Source organism: Phycicoccus sp. HDW14, assembly GCF_011383005.1.
Taxonomy (GTDB): Bacteria; Actinomycetota; Actinomycetes; order Actinomycetales; family Dermatophilaceae; genus Phycicoccus.
On sequence record NZ_CP049935.1, the window covers coordinates 1011201 to 1029249 of the forward strand.

The 18049-nt window shown below is 73.8% G+C and carries 20 protein-coding genes and 3 pseudogenes; 13 read left to right on the forward strand and 10 right to left on the reverse strand.

From position 1 onward, the window contains the following. The first annotated feature begins 113 nt into the window (after nt 1-113). Nucleotides 114-785, forward strand: coding sequence for a hypothetical protein (locus G7075_RS05030; protein ID WP_166119500.1), 672 nt, complete (start codon nt 114-116; stop codon nt 783-785). 7 nt (nt 786-792) lie between these two features. Here G7075_RS05030 and G7075_RS05035 read toward each other — a convergent pair whose 3' ends face one another. The 3 genes from G7075_RS05035 to G7075_RS05040 all read right to left on the reverse strand — a co-directional run bounded on the left by G7075_RS05035 (nt 793) and on the right by G7075_RS05040 (nt 1948). Then, nucleotides 793-1167, reverse strand: coding sequence for a dihydrofolate reductase family protein (locus G7075_RS05035; protein WP_240917896.1), 375 nt, complete (start codon nt 1165-1167; stop codon nt 793-795). Beyond that, entirely contained in the window at nt 1125-1427 is a 303-nt protein-coding gene (locus G7075_RS20820; RefSeq protein ID WP_240917897.1) for a hypothetical protein, read from the reverse strand. The genes G7075_RS05035 and G7075_RS20820 overlap by 43 nt, the downstream gene beginning before the upstream one ends. Nucleotides 1428-1492: 65 nt before the next feature. After that, nucleotides 1493-1948, reverse strand: a complete 456-nt coding sequence (locus tag G7075_RS05040) for an Hsp20/alpha crystallin family protein (RefSeq protein ID WP_166119503.1) — start codon at nt 1946-1948, stop codon at nt 1493-1495. Between the two features lie 170 nt (nt 1949-2118). On the opposite strand from G7075_RS05040, the pseudogene G7075_RS22465 reads away from it, so the two are divergent. The 4 genes and pseudogenes from G7075_RS22465 to G7075_RS05055 form a co-directional block, all read left to right on the forward strand. Next, nucleotides 2119-2376: pseudogene (locus G7075_RS22465) on the forward strand (acyl-CoA thioesterase domain-containing protein); the annotation flags it as partial. A gap of 53 nt (nt 2377-2429) precedes the next feature. Then, complete coding sequence (locus G7075_RS22470) at nt 2430-2894, forward strand: hypothetical protein (RefSeq protein WP_371814181.1); 465 nt, start codon at nt 2430-2432, stop codon at nt 2892-2894. Nucleotides 2895-2975: 81 nt separating this feature from the next. Beyond that, complete coding sequence (locus tag G7075_RS05050; protein ID WP_166119505.1) at nt 2976-3185, forward strand: hypothetical protein; 210 nt, start codon at nt 2976-2978, stop codon at nt 3183-3185. Next, the gene (locus G7075_RS05055) at nt 3182-3394 is read left to right on the forward strand and encodes a hypothetical protein (protein WP_166119508.1); all 213 of its coding nucleotides are present in this window, start codon (nt 3182-3184) and stop codon (nt 3392-3394) included. Before G7075_RS05050 ends, G7075_RS05055 begins: the two co-directional genes overlap by 4 nt. Nucleotides 3395-3472: 78 nt before the next feature. Here the strand turns inward: G7075_RS05055 and glnA are convergent, their stop codons facing one another. Further along, a complete protein-coding gene (gene glnA, locus G7075_RS05060) occupies nt 3473-4927 on the reverse strand; it encodes a type I glutamate--ammonia ligase (RefSeq protein WP_166119511.1) in 1455 nt (484 codons plus the stop codon). Nucleotides 4928-5201: 274 nt separating this feature from the next. On the opposite strand from glnA, the gene G7075_RS05065 reads away from it, so the two are divergent. Together G7075_RS05065 and G7075_RS05070 are read left to right on the forward strand one after the other, a co-directional pair. Then, nucleotides 5202-5462 (forward strand): hypothetical protein, encoded by a 261-nt coding sequence (locus G7075_RS05065; protein ID WP_166119513.1) that lies wholly within the window; start codon nt 5202-5204, stop codon nt 5460-5462. Further along, entirely contained in the window at nt 5426-5641 is a 216-nt protein-coding gene (locus tag G7075_RS05070; RefSeq protein ID WP_166119515.1) for a hypothetical protein, read from the forward strand. Before G7075_RS05065 ends, G7075_RS05070 begins: the two co-directional genes overlap by 37 nt. A 3-nt stretch (nt 5642-5644) precedes the next feature. Here G7075_RS05070 and G7075_RS05075 read toward each other — a convergent pair whose 3' ends face one another. The 4 genes and pseudogenes from G7075_RS05075 to lipB all read right to left on the reverse strand — a co-directional run bounded on the left by G7075_RS05075 (nt 5645) and on the right by lipB (nt 9056). Then, entirely contained in the window at nt 5645-6370 is a 726-nt protein-coding gene (locus G7075_RS05075) for a DUF4191 domain-containing protein (protein WP_166119518.1), read from the reverse strand. Nucleotides 6371-6426: 56 nt separating this feature from the next. Then, a pseudogene (lipA, locus tag G7075_RS05080) lies at nt 6427-7451 on the reverse strand (lipoyl synthase). Between the two features lie 46 nt (nt 7452-7497). Next, entirely contained in the window at nt 7498-8346 is an 849-nt protein-coding gene (locus tag G7075_RS05085) for an FkbM family methyltransferase (RefSeq protein WP_166119521.1), read from the reverse strand. 77 nt (nt 8347-8423) lie between these two features. Next, nucleotides 8424-9056, reverse strand: a complete 633-nt coding sequence (gene lipB, locus G7075_RS05090; RefSeq protein ID WP_166119523.1) for a lipoyl(octanoyl) transferase LipB — start codon at nt 9054-9056, stop codon at nt 8424-8426. A gap of 597 nt (nt 9057-9653) precedes the next feature. Between lipB and G7075_RS20825 the strand changes: the two genes are divergently transcribed. From G7075_RS20825 to G7075_RS05100, 3 genes are read left to right on the forward strand one after another with little or no spacing between them, the layout of a single operon-like run. Further along, nucleotides 9654-10739, forward strand: a complete 1086-nt coding sequence (locus G7075_RS20825) for an MMPL family transporter (protein WP_240917898.1) — start codon at nt 9654-9656, stop codon at nt 10737-10739. Beyond that, nucleotides 10655-11410 carry an MMPL family transporter gene (locus tag G7075_RS20830; RefSeq protein WP_240917899.1) on the forward strand — a complete coding sequence of 252 codons (756 nt, stop codon included), beginning with the start codon at nt 10655-10657 and terminating at the stop codon, nt 11408-11410. Before G7075_RS20825 ends, G7075_RS20830 begins: the two co-directional genes overlap by 85 nt. Beyond that, complete coding sequence (locus G7075_RS05100) at nt 11407-12525, forward strand: Gfo/Idh/MocA family oxidoreductase (protein WP_371814184.1); 1119 nt, start codon at nt 11407-11409, stop codon at nt 12523-12525. Before G7075_RS20830 ends, G7075_RS05100 begins: the two co-directional genes overlap by 4 nt. Here G7075_RS05100 and G7075_RS05105 read toward each other — a convergent pair. Continuing rightward, a pseudogene (locus G7075_RS05105) lies at nt 12453-13186 on the reverse strand (Type 1 glutamine amidotransferase-like domain-containing protein). The gene G7075_RS05100 and the pseudogene G7075_RS05105 overlap by 73 nt on opposite strands. A gap of 70 nt (nt 13187-13256) precedes the next feature. Between G7075_RS05105 and G7075_RS05110 the strand changes: the two are divergent. The 3 genes from G7075_RS05110 to mgtA all read left to right on the forward strand — a co-directional run bounded on the left by G7075_RS05110 (nt 13257) and on the right by mgtA (nt 17689). Further along, nucleotides 13257-14342 (forward strand): protein kinase, encoded by a 1086-nt coding sequence (locus tag G7075_RS05110; protein WP_166119526.1) that lies wholly within the window; start codon nt 13257-13259, stop codon nt 14340-14342. After that, nucleotides 14324-14878 carry a hypothetical protein gene (locus G7075_RS05115; protein ID WP_166119531.1) on the forward strand — a complete coding sequence of 185 codons (555 nt, stop codon included), beginning with the start codon at nt 14324-14326 and terminating at the stop codon, nt 14876-14878. Before G7075_RS05110 ends, G7075_RS05115 begins: the two co-directional genes overlap by 19 nt. Nucleotides 14879-14983: 105 nt before the next feature. Further along, nucleotides 14984-17689 carry a magnesium-translocating P-type ATPase gene (gene mgtA, locus G7075_RS05120; RefSeq protein WP_205860623.1) on the forward strand — a complete coding sequence of 902 codons (2706 nt, stop codon included), beginning with the start codon at nt 14984-14986 and terminating at the stop codon, nt 17687-17689. On the opposite strand, the gene G7075_RS22475 is transcribed toward mgtA, so the two are convergent. Continuing rightward, complete coding sequence (locus tag G7075_RS22475; RefSeq protein WP_371814185.1) at nt 17643-18020, reverse strand: DUF1731 domain-containing protein; 378 nt, start codon at nt 18018-18020, stop codon at nt 17643-17645. The two genes, mgtA and G7075_RS22475, sit on opposite strands and share 47 nt — an antisense overlap. Nucleotides 18021-18049: the final 29 nt, after the last annotated feature.

An 18049-nucleotide genomic window follows, 5' to 3' on the forward strand; every position in this document is an offset into this window, starting at 1 on the left:
ATCATGGCGCATCGACGCACGGCCCCGACGACCGCCCGGGGAACCTCCGCCGGCCGGCCGGGCGTTGCCCCGGCGAGCGGCCCGCAGGGTCCGCCGCGACGGAGGGAACGACGATGGGACTTCTCGACCGCATCCTCGGCCGGGTGCCGAGCGAGCAGCAGCGCCACGGGGCACCGACCGGCGGATGGACGGGCGGCACGGGAGGGGCCCAAGGCGGCGGGACGCCGGCGCCGCCGCGTCCCGGAGCCACCGAGGACGAGCGGGCCGTGGCTCGCTACCGGTACCTCCTGCGCACCGCGCCGCCCGAGCAGCTCGAGGCGATGCACGCCGAGGCCTTCGCGCGGCTGACGCCGGACCAGCGCCGGCAGCTGCTCGACGAGCTGGGGCGCTCGGCACCGGCGGGGGAGCAGCCCACCAGCGCGGAAGCGGCCGACCTGGCCCGGGCCGCGACCCGCGCGGAGATGCGCCAGCCCGGCACGCTCCAGACCACGTTCTCGCGCGGCACGTTCGCCGGGGGTGCGGGCGGGATGCTCATGGGTTCGATGCTCGGCACGGTCGCGGGCGTCGTCATCGGCTCGGTGGTCGCCGACTCGCTCCTCGACGGCTTCGACGGCAGCCCGGAGGGCCAGGACGTCGCCGGGGGTGACGCCGCCGCCGACACCGGGTCTGCCGACGCCGGCTCCGCCGACACCGGTGGATGGGACGCGGGCGGCGCCGACACCGGAGGTGGCTGGGACTTCGGGGGCGGCGACTTCGGCGGAGGCGGCGACTTCGGCGGGTTCTGACCGAGCGTCAGGCGCGCGTCCAGCGTTGCAGCAGAACGCCTCCGGGCAGCGGCGTGACCGCGCCCGGGGTCCACTGCCGCGGCGCGTCGAGCCCGCGGAACAGCGGGATGCCGCTGCCGAGCGCCACGGGGTTGACCTTGAGGTGCAGCTCGTCGACCTCGTCGGCGAGCTGGGCGGCGAGGTGCCCACCGCCGCAGAGCCAGACGTCGAGGCCGTCCTCGCCCTTGAGGTCACGCACGAGCGCCACCGGGTCGTCGTGGACGACGGTGACGGTGGGGTCGGCGGGAAGGTCGTCACGGTGCGTGACGACGTACTGGCGCAGGTGGGGGTAGGCGCTGCTCAGGCCGGCGTCGATCGCCGGCTGGTGGGTGGCCCGGCCCATGACGACGGTGTCGAAGTGGCGCGGCGGCGCGTCGACCCGAGGGCCCCGCGGACGTGGGCCGGGCAGGTCTCCGGGTACTCGGCGAAGAGCGCGGTGAGGGTGGCCGGGTCGTTGGGGAAGGCGGCGAAGCCACCGTCGTCCTGGGCGATGTAGCCGTCGAGTGACGTGGCGACGTAGTAGACGAGGCGGCGCACGGTGCTCCAGGGGTCGGGCGGGTCCGGGTCCCGGCCACCGTAGGCGACGTCGTCCGGGGGTCGCACCCGGGTATCCCACCGGGACGGCCGACGCCGCCCACCGGGTGGTGGGCGGCGTCGGGGAGAGCGGCTCAGGCGGGGACGGGCGCGTCCTCTGCGCGGTTCGCCTCGCCGGCGATGACGTGGTGCCCGCCGGCGTGGTTGATCGAGATCTTGCGCGGCCTGGCCTCCTCGGCGACCGGGATGGTCAGGGTGAGGACGCCGTCGGCGTAGTCGGCCTCGATCCGGTCGGGGGCCACCCCGTACCCGAGGGTGAGCTGGCGGGCGAAGGTGCCGCTGGGGCGCTCGTGCGAGAGCCACTGCACATCGGTGGACGCGCCCTCGCTCCGCTCGGCGCGGATGGTCAGGGTGCGGTCCTCGACGTCGACGTCGATGCTCGACGGGTCGACGCCGGGCAGGTCAACCTTCGCGACGAAGGTCTCCCCGGTGCGGTACAGGTCCATCGGCATCGCCGTCGCCGCCGGTGAGCGGAAGCCCGCCGAGAGCATGCGGTCGAGGTCGCGGAAGGGGTCGAAGGTCGTGGCCATGGTGTGGTCCTCCGTGGTGCGGGGCGGACGGGTCCGCCAGTCGTGCTGTTGCATGAGTGGCAACGACTCAAGTTTGCATCGTGTTCCCGACGCAATGCAAGCCGGTCTGGGGGTGACCCGGCCTCCCACCCCGGCGTCGTAGGGTCCTGAGGAGCCCCCCGACCGAGAGGATGACCGTGCCCTACTTCGAGCGGCTCGGCGAGACGCGCTTCCGCGCGACCGAGCACACGAGCGGCGCCTGGCGCGAGGACGAGCAGCACATCGCGCCGGCGATCGGCCTGCTGGCCCACGTCGTCGAGCGCGACGTCGCAGCCCGCCGGGACGACGCCCTCGTCGCCAGTCGGCTGTCCTACGACATCCTCGGCACGGTGCCCGTGGCCGAGGTCGACACCGCCGTGACCGTCCTGCGGGCCGGGCGCACCATCGAGCTCGTCGAGGCGACGATGACGCACGCCGGGCGCACCGTCGCGGTGCTGCGCGCGTGGCTGCTCCAGACCCGGGACTCCTCCGCCGTGGCCGGCACGGGCCTGGCCCGCCTGCCGGGTCCGGACGAGCTCCCGGCCTGGTCGCCGAGCGACACCTGGCCCGGGGGTTCATCGGCTCGGTCGAGCTGCGGCGACACCTCGAGGAACCGGGCCGCGGCTGCTTCTGGGCGCGCACCCGCATCCCGCTCGTCGACGACGAACCGGTCTCGGCGACCGCCCGGTTCGCCGGCCTGCTCGACATCGCCAACGGGATGACGGTGCGCGCCGACCCGGCCCTCGTGCACTTCCCGAACGTCGACCTGACGGCTCACCTGCTCCGCACGCCGGAAGGGGAGTGGCTCGGGGTCGATGCCTCGCAGACCTTCGGGGACAACGGGATCGGCCTGACGAGCAGCGTCCTCCACGACGCCGCCGGGCCGCTGGGGACGCTGGCCCAGAGCCTGACCGTCCGCCCGCGCTGACCGCTGCTCGTGGGGGCCCGTGGATCCTGTCCGACGAGGCTCGGGGGACTACGCTGGGGGTGTCACCGAGGAGGTGGGACGATGAGTGTCTTCCTCGCCATCGTGTTGGGAACGGTCTTCGTCGTGGGGGTGCTGGCCGCGGTCGCCGGGCTGGTCTACGCCGTCGTCCGAGCGGTGCGTGACAAGCGGACGCCGGACGAGCGCTGGGCCGACGAGCACGGCGAGGACGAGAACCCGTACCGCACGGCCGCGCAGTTCGTCGCCGGCATCACCTTCGGCGGTCGACGGTGAACGTCTTCGCCGTCATCCTCTGGGTCCTGTTCTCGGTGGGCGCCCTGACCGGCGTCGCGCTGGTGTTCTTCGCGGTCGTGCACCGCATCCGCGACAAGCGCACGCCCGAGGAGCGTTGGGCCGACGAGCACGGGGACGAGCACGAGAACCCCTACGCCACCGGCGCCCGGTTCGTCACCGGCATCACGTTCACCGGACGCCCCGGCTGACCGACCGGCAGTCCGGGCCAGGACACCGAGACGCCCCCGCCGGATGCTTCCGGCGGGGGCGTCTCGTCGTGCGGTGGCTCAGATGTCGAAGTACATCTCGAACTCGTGCGGGTGCGGGCGGAAGCGGATCGGGTCGACCTCGTTCTTGCGCTTCCACTCGATCCAGGTGGCGATGAGGTCCTCGGTGAAGACGTCGCCCTCGAGGAGGAACTCGTGGTCGGCCTCGAGCGCGTCGAGGACGGCCGGCAGCGAGCCGGGGACCTGCGCGATGGCCTCGTGCTCCTCCGGCGGCAGCTCGTAGAGGTCCTTGTCCACCGGCTCCGGGGGCTCGATCCGGTTCTTGATGCCGTCCAGGCCCGCCATCAGCTGAGCGGCGAAGCACAGGTAGGGGTTGGAGGACGGGTCGGGGATGCGGAACTCGATGCGCTTGGCCTTCGGGCTGTCGCCGGCGATCGGGATGCGCACGCAGGCGGAGCGGTTGCGGGCCGAGTACACGAGGTTGACGGGCGCCTCGTAGCCCGGGACGAGCCGGTGGTAGCTGTTGACCGTCGGGTTCGTGAAGGCCAGCAGCGCCGGGGCGTGCTTGAGCAGGCCCCCGATGTACCAGCGGGCGAGGTCGGACAGGCCGCCGTAGCCGCGCTCGTCGTAGAACAGCGGCTCGCCGTTCTTCCAGAGCGACTGGTGGGTGTGCATGCCCGAGCCGTTGTCGCCGAAGATCGGCTTCGGCATGAACGTGGCGGTCTTGCCGCCCTCCCACACCGTGTTCTTGACGACGTACTTGAACTTCATCATGTCGTCGCCGGACTGCAGCAAGGTGTTGAAGCGGTAGTTGATCTCCTGCTGGCCCGCGGTGCCGACCTCGTGGTGGCTGCGCTCGACCTCGAGGCCGACCTTGTTGAGGTTGAGGCAGATCTTGTCGCGGGTGTCGGCGAAGTGGTCGACCGGGGGCACGGGGAAGTACCCGCCCTTGTACCGGGTCTTGTAGCCGCGGTTGCCGCCGTCCTCGACGCGGCCGGTGTTCCACGCGGCCTCGACGGAGTCGATGTAGTAGTAGCTCGCGTTGGCCTTGGTCTCGAAGCGCACGTCGTCGAAGACGTAGAACTCGGCCTCGGCACCGAAGTAGGCGGTGTCGGCGATGCCCGTGGACTCGAGGTAGGCCTCGGCCTTGGCCGCGATGTTGCGCGGGTCGCGGCTGTAGGGCTCACCCGTGAACGGGTCGACGATGCTGAAGTTCATGATGAGCGTCTTCTCGGCACGGAACGGGTCGAGGTAGGCGCTGGTGGGGTCGGGCACGAGCTTCATGTCGGACTCGTGGATGGCCTGGAAGCCACGGATCGACGAGCCGTCGAACATCTGACCGTTGGTGAAGAAGTCGATGTCGACCGTCTGCGCCGGGACGTTGAAGTGCTGCATGACCCCGGGCAGGTCGCAGAAGCGGACGTCGACGAACTTGACGCCCTCGGACTCGATGAAGTCGAGCACCTCCTGCGGCGAGTTGAGCTGCGTGAAACCGTTGTCAGCGGAGCTGGACACGAAGTGAACCTCCTGGTTCGGGACAAGGGGCCTTGGGCGGAGCCGGCCCTGGGGCTTCGCGACGACTGTAGGGAGGAGCGGTTTCCCGACCGTGACCCGGATGTTTCGCCGACGTAACGCCAGCCACCGTATCAATGGGTGGGACGAGGCGCCCGAGTGGTGGACCATGCTGAGACGCCGGTCGGCCCCGCGGGTCCACCCCGACGAAACCGGTGCGCCCACACCGGTTTCTCCGGGTGCCGAGGCCGGGGGAGGCGCCGCCTAGGCTGGGCCGGTGCCCACGAGCCCGTCCGAGACCGCGACCCCCACCGCCGGCGAGGCCACGCTGCTGCGCCGCTTCGGGGGCTTCGTCGTCGACTGGGTGCTCAGCGCGCTGGTGACGTTCCTGCTGCTGCCCTACGACCTCGCGCAGCCGGGGAGCAGCCCGACCTGCTGCTCGGCATCCCCGAGAGCTCGTGGGCGGTGCTCTGCGTCTTCTTCGTGCTCAACGTCGTGCTCGTGTCGCTCACCGGCTCGACGGTCGGGCACCGGCTGACGGGCCTGCAGGTGTGGCAGGTGCGGCCGGGCGTCTTCCCGCTGCAGGTGCTCGTGCGCTCCGCCCTGGCCGCCCTCGTGCTGCCGGCGGTCGTCACGGCCGGGGGGCGCGGCCTGCACGACCTGGCCGCGGGCACGCGCATCGTCCGACCAGGCGGCGAACCGCCCGCTGCGGCCTGAGGCCTACTTCCCGCGCATCGCGCGGCGGTCCATCCGCGCCTTCGTGGGGTCGACGCCCTTGGGCACCGGCGGCTTGAGGCCGCCGAGCGACTTCAGCCGCTTGTTGACGACGGAGACCTCGGCCTTGGTGAGCACCGGGCGCATCCGGGTCAGCTTGCCGGAGAGCTTCTTGACGGGGACCTGGTCCGCGCCGTCGCCGGCGGTCCACAGGTGGATCGGGACACCGGGGGCGACCCGCGCGACCTTCTTCTCCTCCTGCTTGAGGAGCTTGGTGACGCGAGCGGGCGGGCCCTCACCGATGAGCACGACGCCGGGGCGGCCGAGCGCGCGGAAGACCATCGCCGCGCCGGCCATGTCCTGGGCCCGGGTGCCGCGGGCGCCCTCGAGCGCCACCGGCTCCTGGGTGGCGTACCAGCCGCGCCGGCCGATGCCGGTGAGCGCGGCGCCGGCCGCACCGACCTGGCCGTCGAGGGCCTTGTACATGGCAGTGTTGCCGCGCCGGTTCATGACGATGACCGCGGCGAGGAAGGCCGCCGGGATCGAGATGATGATCGAGTAGACGAACCAGCCCCCGCCGAAGGCCGCGCCGATGCCGATGATGATCGCGGCGACGAGCAGCGCGGCCCCGAGCATCCACCACCCGAGCTTCGGGTCGAGCGACTTGATGGCGCGGTAGGCCTGCCGGATCTCGGCGATGCGGCCGGGCTTCTTCTCGGGTGCGTCGGACACGGGGGAGGTGCTCCTCGTCGGAATCTGCGACACCCGCGGACGCGCGGGCGCGTCCCTCAGGATACGGGGCGCTGTGCCCGGGCGACCAACGACGCCGCCTCCTGGCGGGCGGGGTCGTTCGCGGCCTCGGCGAGGTGGGCCAGGTGGGCGGGGACCTCGCGGCCCCACCGGCGCATCGCGGTCGCCCAGAGGCGTCCGGCGCGGTAGGAGGAGCGCACGAGCGGGCCGGCCATGACCCCCTTGAAGCCGAGGTCGGTGGCGACCTCGGACCAGTGGACGAACTCCTCGGGCTTGACCCACCGGTCGATGGGGTGGTGCATCGGCGAGGGCCGCAGGTACTGGGTGATGGTGAGGATGTCGCAGCCGGCCTCGTGGAGGTCGCGGATGGCCTCGTCGACCTCGTGGTCCTCCTCGCCCATGCCGAGGATGAGGTTGGACTTGGTGACCAGCCCGGCCTCGCGCGCCATCGACAGGACCCGGAGGGACTTGTCGTAGGTGAACGCCGGGCGGATGCGCTTGAAGATGCGCGGCACGGTCTCGAGGTTGTGGGCGAAGACCTCGGGGCGGGCGTCGAAGACCTGGGAGACGAGCTCGGGGCGGGCGCCGAAGTCGGGGGCAGGATCTCGACGCCGGTGTTCGGGTTGAGCGCGTGGATCTGGCGGATGGTCTCGGCGTACAGGCCGGCGGCGCCGTCCGGGCGGTCGTCGCGGGCCACACCCGTGACCGTGGCGTAGCGCAGGCCCATCGTGCGCACCGACTCGGCGACCTTGCGCGGCTCGTCGAGGTCGAGCGGCTGCGGGCGGCCGGTGGCGATGTCGCAGAAGTCGCAGCGGCGGGTGCAGGTGTCGCCACCGATGAGGAAGGTCGCCTCGCGGTCCTCCCAGCACTCGAAGATGTTCGGGCAGCCGGCCTCCTGGCACACGGTGTGCAGGCCCTGCCCCTTCACCATCGAGTGGATCTTGGTGTACTCCGGCCCCATCTTCGCGGTGGTGCGGATCCACTCCGGCTTGCGCTCGATGGGGGTCTCGGCGTTGCGCGCCTCGACCCGCAGCAGGCGGCGTCCCTCGGGTGCGACAGTCACGCGTTCCAGCGTACGCTCCGCCGCCGACAGCCCCCGACCTCGGTCGTCACCCGCCGTCGCGGGAGGCGTAGAGGTAGCACTGCTGGACGAAGTCCCCGACCTCGCGGCGGCGGACCGTGAACCCATGGTCCGCGAGCCAGGAGGTGACGAACTCGAGGGAGCGCCCCCAGTCGGTGCCGAGGAAGTCGTGGCAGGAGATCGTCAGGTGGTGCACTCGCGCGGCCATGGACTCCATGCCGCGCAGGGCGTCCCGCTCGGCACCTTCGATGTTCATCTTGACCCAGTCGACGTGCTCGATCCCGCGCTCGGCGCACAGGGCGTCGATGGTGTCCATCGCCACGGCCTCACCCCGCTCGCCGAAGACGTTCCCGGCGACCCAGTGGGTGTCGTCCGAGATGCGCGCCGTCCCGGCCTCGGCGCCCACGGCCAGACGGATCGGCTCGACGTGGGTCCATCCGTTGCGCGCGACCAGGTCCGCGAGCGATGCGTACGGCGTCCCCGCGGCCTCCACGGACAGGACCCGCCCCGTGGGACCCACCATGTCGGCGAGGTAGAGCGTCTCGCCGCCGTGTCCGGCCCCGATGTCCAGGACGACATCGCCCGGTCCGGGGCGGTAGTCGCTCCAGAGCAGGTCCTCCATGCCGTAGTAGAAGCCTTGCGTCGCCCAGCCCTGGGCGTCTTTCCAGCGTCCGGGGTCGGCGACGCGACCCTCCGGCCAGTGGTAGTGCCAGCGCTGCTCTCGCGGGGACCAACGGGTGGTGGTCGGCCGCCGAGCACGCAGGGAGTCGACCGCGCTTCGTGCGATCCCGTACCCCAGCCTGACCACGTCGCGGCTGAGGCGGTGTCCTGCAACCCTCTTCACTCGCGAACGCAGCGTCGTGGTGTCCTGGTCCATGTCGGCCACCCTAACGAGTGGGGAGGCGTCGGCCGGAGCGAACGGTGGCGCGCCGGTGCGGACCTCGGGCGCCGACCTCAGCCGAGGACGTCGGCGAGGTGCTTCTCGGCGTAGGGCAGCACGTCCTGCACCGAGATGGCCCGATCGGCCTCGCGGGTCAGCGAGGAGACCCCGGCGTCGGCGATGCCGCAGGGGATGATCGCGTCGGCCCAGCCGAGGTCGGCGTCGCAGTTGAGGGCGAAGCCGTGCATCGTCACGCGCCGGCTGACGCGCACCCCGATGGCGCCGAGCTTGCGGTCGGGACCGCGCTCGTCGGCGAGCACCCAGACGCCGCTGCGGCCCTCGACCCGCACCACCTCGACGCCGAAGTCGGCGCAGGTGCGGATCATCACCTCCTCGAGCCGGCGCACGTGGGCGACGACGTCGATGGGCACCTCGCGCAGCCGGACGATCGGGTAGCCGACGAGCTGGCCGAGGCCGTGCCAGGTGATCTTGCCGCCGCGGTCGACGTCGATGACGGGGGTGCCGTCCACGGGGCGCTCGTGCGGCTCGGTGCGCTTGCCGGCGGTGTAGACGGCCGCGTGCTCGAGCAGGAGGGTCGTGTCGTCGAGGGTGCCGTCGACGACCTGGGCGTGGACCTCGCGCTGGGTGGCCCAGCCGGCCTCGTAGTCGACGAGGTCGGGGGCGAAGCCGAGGTGGACGAAGCGCATGGACCCACGGTAGCCCCGCTGCTGTCGAGGGTGGTGCGGGCCCGGTCGGCGCCTCAATAGGGTGGGGCGCATGAGCGAGCCGGCCGTCGAGCCCGAGTCCTCCACGCCGGATGCCGCGCGCCGCCCGCCACGGGTCATCCTCGGCGCCGTCGTCGTGCTCCTGCTCTGGCTGGTCGTCGGGGCGGTGGGCGGTGCCGCGCAGGGGAAGCTCTCCGGCGTCCAGTCCAACGACAACTCGACCTTCCTGCCCGCGCAGGCCGAGTCGACCCTCGTCGCGAACGCCGTCGCCACCTTCAGCGACAGCACCGAGCTGCCCTACCTCGTCGTCGTCCAGAAGAAGGGCGGGGGCGCCCTCGCCGCCGCCGACCTCGCCGCGGCCACCACCTTCGCGAAGGACGTCCCGGGGCTCGCCCTGCCCGCCCTCGGCGCGGGGAGGACCCTCGGCGACTACCTCGTCGCGGGCGCCGAGGTGACCCCCATCCCGTCGCAGGACGGGCGGGCGATCCTGCTCTCGGTGCCGCTCGACGGGACCAAGGGCACCGCGGCCGCGGGGACACCACGCCGCTCGCCGAGGGCGCCGACGCCCTGCGCGCGGCCGTGGACGAGACCCTGGTGCCCGCCGGGCTGGAGGCGTGGGTCGGTGGGCCCGGCGGGCTCATCGCCGACTTCTCCGCGGCCTTCGCGGGGATCGACGGCATCCTCCTGCTCGTCGCCCTCGTCGTCGTGCTCGTCATCCTGCTCATCGTCTACCGCAGCCCGATCCTGCCGTTCGCCGTCCTGCTCAGCGCGGTGTTCGGGCTGTCCGCCGCCTCGCTCGTGGTCTACCAGCTGGCGAAGAACGACGTCATCACGCTGTCCGGCCAGAGCCAGGGCATCCTCTTCATCCTCGTCGTCGGCGCCGCCACCGACTACGCGCTGCTGCTCGTCAGCCGGTTCCGCGAGGCACTGCACGACGAGCCGAGCTCGTGGGTCGCCCTCAAGCGGGCCTGGCGCGGCGCGGTCGAGCCGGTCGGCGCCTCGGCGGCGACGGTCATCCTCGGGCTGCTGTGCCTGCTGCTCGCCGACCTGCAGAGCACGTCCGGGCTGGGGCCGGTCGGCGCGCTGGGCATCGCCGGGGCCCTGCTGGCCTCGCTGACCTTCCTGCCCGCCGTGCTGCTCCTGTTCGGGCGCAAGGTGTTCTGGCCGTTCGCCCCGAAGATCGACCACCGCCACGCCGAGGACGTCGTCGGCACGACCCAAGGCATCTGGGGGCGGGTCGCGAACCTCGTCGGGACGCACCCGCGGCGCGTCTGGGCGCTCACCCTCGTCGGCCTGCTGGCCGCTGCCGCGTTCGTCCCGTCGTTCAAGGCCGACGGCGCGTCCATCGACGAGACCTTCCTCACCGACGTCGACTCGATCACCGCGCAGAAGGTCATCGAGGAGCACTTCGCCGCCGGCGCGGCCCAGCCGCTGCAGGTCGTCGTCCCGGAGGCCGACGGCGCCGCCGCCCTCGCGGTGGTCGAGGCCGACCGGGGGATCGAGAGTGCCTACCTCGGGCTGGTGCCCCCGCAGCCCGGTCAGCCCTCGGTACCCCGAAGGTCGTCGACGGCACCGTCCTCGTGCAGGCGACGACGAAGGACGCCGCCGACAGCGCAGGGGCCGAGCACACGGTCGAGCGGCTCCGCAGCGCCCTCGACGACGTGAGCACCGACGCGCTGGTCGGCGGCAGCGCGGCGACCAACCTCGACGTCCTCGACGCCAGCTCGCGCGACCTCAAGGTCATCGTGCCGACCATCCTCGTCGTCATCTTCGTCGTGCTCTCCCTGCTGCTGCGCTCGCTGCTGGCACCCCTCGTGCTCGTGGCGGCCAACGTCGTCTCGTTCGCGGCGACCATCGGCATCTCGGCCCTCGTGTTCGACCACGTGCTGGGGTTCAACGGCGGCGACCCGGCGATCCCGTTGTACGGCTTCGTGTTCCTCGTGGCGCTGGGCATCGACTACTCGATCTTCCTCATGACGAGGGTGCGCGAGGAGTCGCTGGTGCGCGGGACACGGACGGGCGTGCTCGTCGGGCTGGCCGTCACGGGAGGGGTGATCACGAGCGCGGGCATCGTCCTCGCCTCGACCTTCTCGGCGCTGGCCGTGCTTCCCATCCAGTTCCTCGTGCAGATCGCCTTCATCGTCGGGTTCGGCGTGCTGCTCGACACCTTCGTCGTCCGCTCGCTGCTCGTCCCCGCGGTGGCGCACGACCTCGGCCGGCGGGTCTGGTGGCCCAGCCGACTGGTGGCGGACGGCGGCGGCTCCGGGCCCGGGCACCACGCCGCCGGCGTGCACCCACCCGCCGAGGAACCCGGTGACGCAGGTCGGCCCGCGTGACGCGGGTCGGGCTCGCGGGGTACGGGTTCGCTGGCCGCGACATCCACGCCCGCTGGATGCGCGAGGCCGGCCTCGACGTGGTCGCGGTGTCGACGCGCGACGACCAGCGCTCTGCCGCAGCACGTTCCGACCTGCCCGGAGTCGAGGTGGTGGCGGGCCTCGACGAGCTCCTGGCCGTCGACGACCTCGACCTCGTCGTGCTCGCCACGCCGAGCGGCGGGCACGCGGCGCAGGTGCGGCAGGTCCTAGACACCGGGGTGCCGTGCGTCGTCGACAAGCCGCTGGCCGTCGACTCCGCGTCGGCCGCCGAGGTGGTCCGGCACGCGGAGGCGGTCGGGGTCCCGCTCACCGTCTTCCAGAACCGGCGGTACGACCCGTCGGCGGTGACGCTGCGCGGCGTCGTGGCCGCCGGGCTCGTCGGGCAGCCGTTCCGGTTCGAGATGCGCTGGGAGCGATGGCGGCCGGTGCCCAAGGACCGCTGGCGCGAGAACGCGCCGGCGGCCGAGGGCGGTGGCCTGCTCCTCGACCTGCACAGCCACCTCGTCGACGCGGCCGTGACGATGTTCGGCCGGGTCGAGCGGGTGGCTGCCACCCTCGCCTCCCGCACGACGGTCGCCGAGGACGACGCGTTCGTCCTCGCGACGCACACCTCGGGCGTCGTCTCGCACCTGTCCGCCACCTCGGTCGCGGCCGCACCCGGGCCGCGCGTCAGGCTGCTCGGACGGGAGGGCGCCTACGTGCTCGCCGACTTCGAGGGGAGGAGCACCCGTGGTCGGGCCAGGCGGACCTCGACGAGGACCACTGCGGCTGGCTGTACCGGGGCGCCGGGCCCGAGGCCGTACCGCGGGCCGTCGATGTCTCGCAGGCCGACCTCTACCGCGCGGTGGCGGCCGCGCTCGACGCCCCGGACCGGCAGGCCGCGATGCCCGTCGACCCCTGGGACGCCGTGCACACCCTGGCCGTCATCGACGCCGCGCGCGTGTCGGCCCGCGAGGGGCGGGTCGTCGAGGTGGTCACTCCCGCGCGCTGAGCCCGATCCGGTTCAGGGAGAGGGCAGCCGGCGGGGCTCTATCCGCTCCTCACGGACGCCGTCGCCGTCGCGCGTCACGACGTAGGCGCCCTTGCCGTCGGTCTCGGACACCGCCTCGACGAGCTCGGCCCCGCGGTAGACGAGCCCGACGCCGTCGTCGGTGCAGTGCGTCTCGGGCAGGGTGCCGTCGGCGACGAGGCGGTGCACGAGGGGGCGGCGGCGCTCCTCGGAGTCGTAGTGGACGCCGTTGCCGTACGGCAGGAGGCCGAGGCCGTTGGTGACCGCTCGCAGCTGCGGGCCGAAGGAGTCGGTGGTGCCGCCGACGTACCAGCAGATCGACCCGGCCGAGACACCCGAGAGGACCACACCGGCCTCCCACGCGGCCCGAAACGCCGGGCGCAGGTCGTGGACGTCCCACACCGCGAGCAGGTTGGCCACCGAGCCGCCGTTGACCCACACGACGTCCTGGTCGAGCAGGTGGCCGGCGACGTCGTCGAGGTTGGGCATCGGGAACAGGGACAGGACGGTCGTGTCGAAGCCGGCGACCCGGCCCGCCTCGAGCGCGCGGAACGAGAAGGACTCCGGGTCACCGGAGGCCGTCCCCACGACGGTCACCCGGGGTCGGCGGCCGTGGGCCCCGGAGAGCTCGACCCCGTGGTGCACGAGGGCGTCGAACTCCAGCCAGGTGCGGTGGGCCGGGCGGTAGCCCCGGAGGTGGCGAGGATGGTCGGCTGGTCGGTCGTCACGTCGGTCACCCTACGAGGGGGCTGTGGAAAACCTCGCGGCCGTTCCGGTCGCCCGGGGCACGGTGGGGGCATGGAGACGACGAGCCCGCCGCAGGTCCCCGGGGTCGAGCTCGGCGCGCTGCTGGGCCGCGGCGGTGGGGGCGAGGTCTGGGAGGGCGTGCTGCTCGAAGGGTCGCGGCCGGTGGCGGTCAAGGTCACCGGGGCCGATGCCGAGGCGGCCGAGGCCGCGGTGCGCGAGGCGTCGGTCGCGGCTCGCGTGGCCGCCGAGCACGTGCTCGGCGTGCTGGCCTGCACGGCCCTGCCCGACGGCCGGGTCGCCCTCGTCATGCCGCTGATGCGCGGTGGCAGCCTCGCCGCCCTCGTGCGGGCGCGCGGCCACCTCGGCCCGGGCGAGGTGGTCACCGTGCTCGCCCCGCTGGCCGGCGCCCTCGGACGGCTGCACGCGGCGGGCGTCGTGCACGGCGACGTCTCGCCCGGCAACGTGCTGCTCGACCTCGACGGCCGCCCGGTGCTCGCCGACCTCGGCGTCGGTCGGGTGCTGGGGGAGGCGCCCGCAGCCGTCTGGGGCACGCCGGGCCACCTCGCCCCCGAGGTGCTCATGGGCGCCGAGCCCTCGCCCGCGTCCGACGTCTACGCGCTGGGGGCCCTGGGCTGGCTGTGCCTCGCGGGCGAGGTGCCCGGGGCGCCGGGGCTGCGGCCGGGCCTGGCGTCGGTGTGCCGGGCCGGTTCGGGGTCCGAGGCGCTGGTCGCCGCCGTCGAGGCCGCCGTGCACCCCCGGGCCGACGAGCGGCCCGGCGCCGACGAGCTGGCCTGGCTGTTCTTCGGGGCGGCCGAGCCCGAGCCGCTGCACCTCGTCGCCGGCGACGACGACGTCAGCGCGGTCACCTACCGGCTGCGGGCGGCGGCGGGGCGGGCGCCGGGTCCACCGGGGGCCGAGGCGTCGGGTGCGCAGGCTCCGGCCCGGGGCGGCACCGGTCGCGCGCCGCGGCAGGGTCGTCGGGGCCGGGGGTCGCGCGGCGCGGCGCGGCGACGGTGCGCACGTGGGGCGGCCGGGTGGCCTCGCGGTGGGGCGCGCTGGTGCGTCGCGTGCGGGGCGGTCGTCGCGTCCGACGGGGCCGCCAGGTCCGCCGGGGGCCGGTGCTGGCCGCCGTCGTGATGGCGGTGGTGCTCGGGCTCCTCGGTGTCCTGGCCTCCACCGCGCTGCGCGACGGCCCGGCGCGGGCGGCCACTCCGCCGCACCCCGAGCCGTCGACCTCCTCCGCGGCCCGGGTGCCCACGACCCCTGCGGACCCCCGGGCCGACCGGCGCGCCCCCGTCGACCGCGGAGCGCACCTCCTCGAGGTGCTCGCCGACGCCCGGGCCAGCGCCTACCGCGAGGCCGACCCGGCCCAGCTCGTCGGCGCCGAGGTGCGCGAGGGAGCGCTGTGGTCCCGGGACCGGGCGGCGGTGGCGCAGCTGCGCGCCGGCGGCCTGCGCTACGTCGGGCTGCGGTACGTCGTCAACGGCGTGACGACGCTCGAGGCGGGCCCTCGGACGGCGGTGCTGCGGGCGCGGGTCGGCACGGGCGCCTACCGCGTCGTCGGGTCCGGGCCGGCGGCTGCCCACCCGGCCGACCCCGGTGAGGTCGTGCTCGTCGACCTCGCCCTCACGACCGACGGCTGGCGGGTCGCGGAGATCCGGGCCGTGGCGTGAGCCACGCGCCGACCCGTGCCCCGACGCGGCAGGAGCAGACTGGATGGGCGACCCGAGTGCTGACGCTCGGGGGCCTCTCCCGCCTCGAGGAGGTGGTCCGGAACGGTGCGACACCGCCAGGTGCGCGATGCGGCCCGGCCCCGTCCCGTGGCCGATGCCGGCCGGCCGTACTGGTCGCAGGAGGTCGAGGAGGTCCTCGGCTCCGTCCGCAGCAGCCCGGCCGGTCTCACCGATGCCGAAGCGGTCACCCGCACCCCCGCTCCGGACCCGCGCGCGGGCCCCCACCGGGCGCGGGACGCGTCGCGCGAGCTGCTGCGACAGTTCGCCCAGCCGGTCGTCCTCGTGCTGCTCGTCGCCACCGCCCTCTCGCTGGTGCTCGGCGACCGTGTGGACGCCGTGATCATCGCGGCCATCGTGCTCCTCAGCGGGCTGCTGGGCTTCAGCCAGGAGCACCGCGCCGCCGTCACCGTGGCCCGGCTGCTCGACCAGGTCCGGGTGCTCGTCGAGGTGCGTCGCTCGGGACGCGTGGTCTCGGTGCCGCCGCCGGCCGTCGTCTCCGGCGACGTCGTGGTCCTGCGCGCCGGCGACATCGTGCCCTGCGACTGCCGCCTCCTCGCGGCCGAGGCGCTGCAGGTGGACCAGTCGGCCCTCACGGGGGAGTCCTCGCCACGGCACAAGCACCCCGACCCGGCACCGGTGGACGCCCCGCTCGGGGACCGGCACAGCGTGCTGCTGCAGGGCAGCCACGTGGTCAGCGGTCGTGGCGAGGCCGTGGCGGTGGTCACCGGCGGGCGCACCGAGCTGGGTCGGATGTCGAGGAGCCTGACCGAGCACGCCACCCCGACCGGCTTCGAGCAGGGCAGCACCCGGCTGGGTCTGCTGCTGGCCCGGGTGACCTCCGGGCTGACGGTGGTCATCCTCGTCGTCAACGTGGCCCTCGGACGCCCCCCGGTGGATGCCGTGCTCTTCTCCCTCGCCCTGGCCGTCGGGGTGACGCCGCAGATGCTGCCGGCCATCATCGCCGTGTCCCTGTCGACCGGAGCGCGGCGGATGGCGCGGGCCAAGGTCATCGTGCGCCGGCTGGACGCCATCGAGGACCTCGGCAGCATGGACGTGCTCTGCACCGACAAGACCGGCACCCTCACCACGGGGGTGCTGACCCTGACGGCCACCCTCGGACCCGACGGACGGCACAGCGACCTCGTGGCCGGGCGCTCGGCCCTCAACGCCGCCCTGCAGACCGGCTTCGCCAACCCGCTCGACGACGCGGTGCTGGCCGCCGTGCCGGCACCCGGCGGGTGGCACGCCCTCGACGAGGTGCCCTTCGACTTCGAGCGCCGACGCCTGTCGGTGCTGGTCGACGGACCCGGGAGCCGGTTGCTCGTCACCAAGGGCGCCTGGACGAACGTGCTCGGGGTGTGCGGCTCGGTCCGTGCCCCCGGCGGCGGGTCACTGCCCCTGGCCGACGCCCGCGACGACCTCGAACGGCAGGTCCGTCAGCTGGGGGAGCAGGGCCTGCGTGTCCTCGCCGTCGCGGAGCGGCCGATGCCCGGGCGGACCGCGGTCACCGTCGACGACGAGCGGGACCTGACCCTGCTCGGGCTCCTCGTCTTCGCGGACCCACCCAAGGACGGACTCGCGGGGACCCTCGCCGACCTGCGGGCCCTCGGGGTGCGGCTGTGCATGCTCACCGGCGACAACCGGCTCGTCGCGGCCCGGGTGGCCAGGTCGACGGGCACACCGGACCCCGTCGTCCTCGCCGGCACCGAGGTCGAGGCGATGGACGACCACGAGCTGCGCGAACGAGCCGCGTCCGCCGACGCCTTCGCCGAGCTGACGCCGTCGCAGAAGGAGCGCGTCATCGAGGCGATCCGGGCCGGGGGCTCGGTGGTGGGCTACCTGGGCGACGGCATCAACGACGCCGGCTCGCTGCACCTCGCGGACGTCGGCATCTCGGTCGACACCGCCGTCGACGTCGCCAAGAGCGCGGCCGCGATGGTGCTGCTCGAGAAGGACCTCGGCGTCGTCGTCAGCGGGGTGCGGCTGGGCCGGCAGACCTTCACCAACACGCTCAAGTACGTCTACACGACGGTGAGCGCGAACTTCGGCAACACCGCGAGCATGGCGGCCGCCTCGGCGTTCCTGCCCTTCCTGCCGCTGCTCCCGCGGCAGATCCTCCTGCTCAACTTCCTCTCCGACCTACCGAGCGTGACCCTGGCCGGCGACCGCGTCGACGCCGAGGCGGTGCAGCGACCCCGCCGGTGGGACCTGCGCCAGGTGCGCGACTTCATGGTCGTGTTCGGGCTGCTGAGCACCGCGTTCGACCTGCTGACCTTCGCGCTGCTGCTCCACGTCTTCGACGCGGACGCGACGCTCTTCCGCACCGGCTGGTTCGTCGGCTCGACCCTCACCGAGCTCGCGGTGCTCTTCGTCCTGCGTACCCGCCGTCCGGCGTGGCGGAGCCACCCGGGCACCCCCCTGGTGCTCACCTCGGTCCTCGTCGCCGCCATCACGGTCGCGCTGCCCTTTGTGCCCGCACTGCGCCCCGCGCTGGGGCTCGAGCGGCCGTCCCTTGGGCTGGTGCTGGCGCTCGCCGCGGTGACGGGCGGCTACGTCGTCGCCGCCGAGGTCGTCAAGCGATGGTTCTTCCGCGCCGAGCGCCTCGCCGCGGTGAGCGCGGGGACGGCCACGGCCCGCGACACCCCGCGTCGGCTCGGCTCCGGCGGCTGCACCACCTGGCCCGCGAGCACGAGCACGTGGTGGGTCAGGCGACGAGCCAGCGGGCCGCCTCGTCGAGGGTGGGGTGGATGAACCGGTAGCCGCTGTCGCGCAGCACGTCACCGACGATGCGCTGGCTGCCGAGGATCTCGCCGGCGAACTCGCCGAGCACGACCCGCAGGGCGAGCGACGGCGCCGGCAGCACCGCGGGTCGGCCGAGCGCGCGCCCCAGGGCCGAGGCCACGTCGCGCTGGCGCGCGGGGTCGAGGGCCGAGAGGTTGACCGGCCCGGTGACCTCGGGGTGGTCGAGCAGGTGGAGGATCGCCCCCACCTCGTCGGGCAGGGTGATCCAGGGCATGAACTGCCGCCCCGACCCGAGCGGCCCGCCGAGGCCGAGCCGGCCCAGGCGCAGCAGCGGCTGCATCGCGCCGCCGTCGGGGCCATGACGATGCC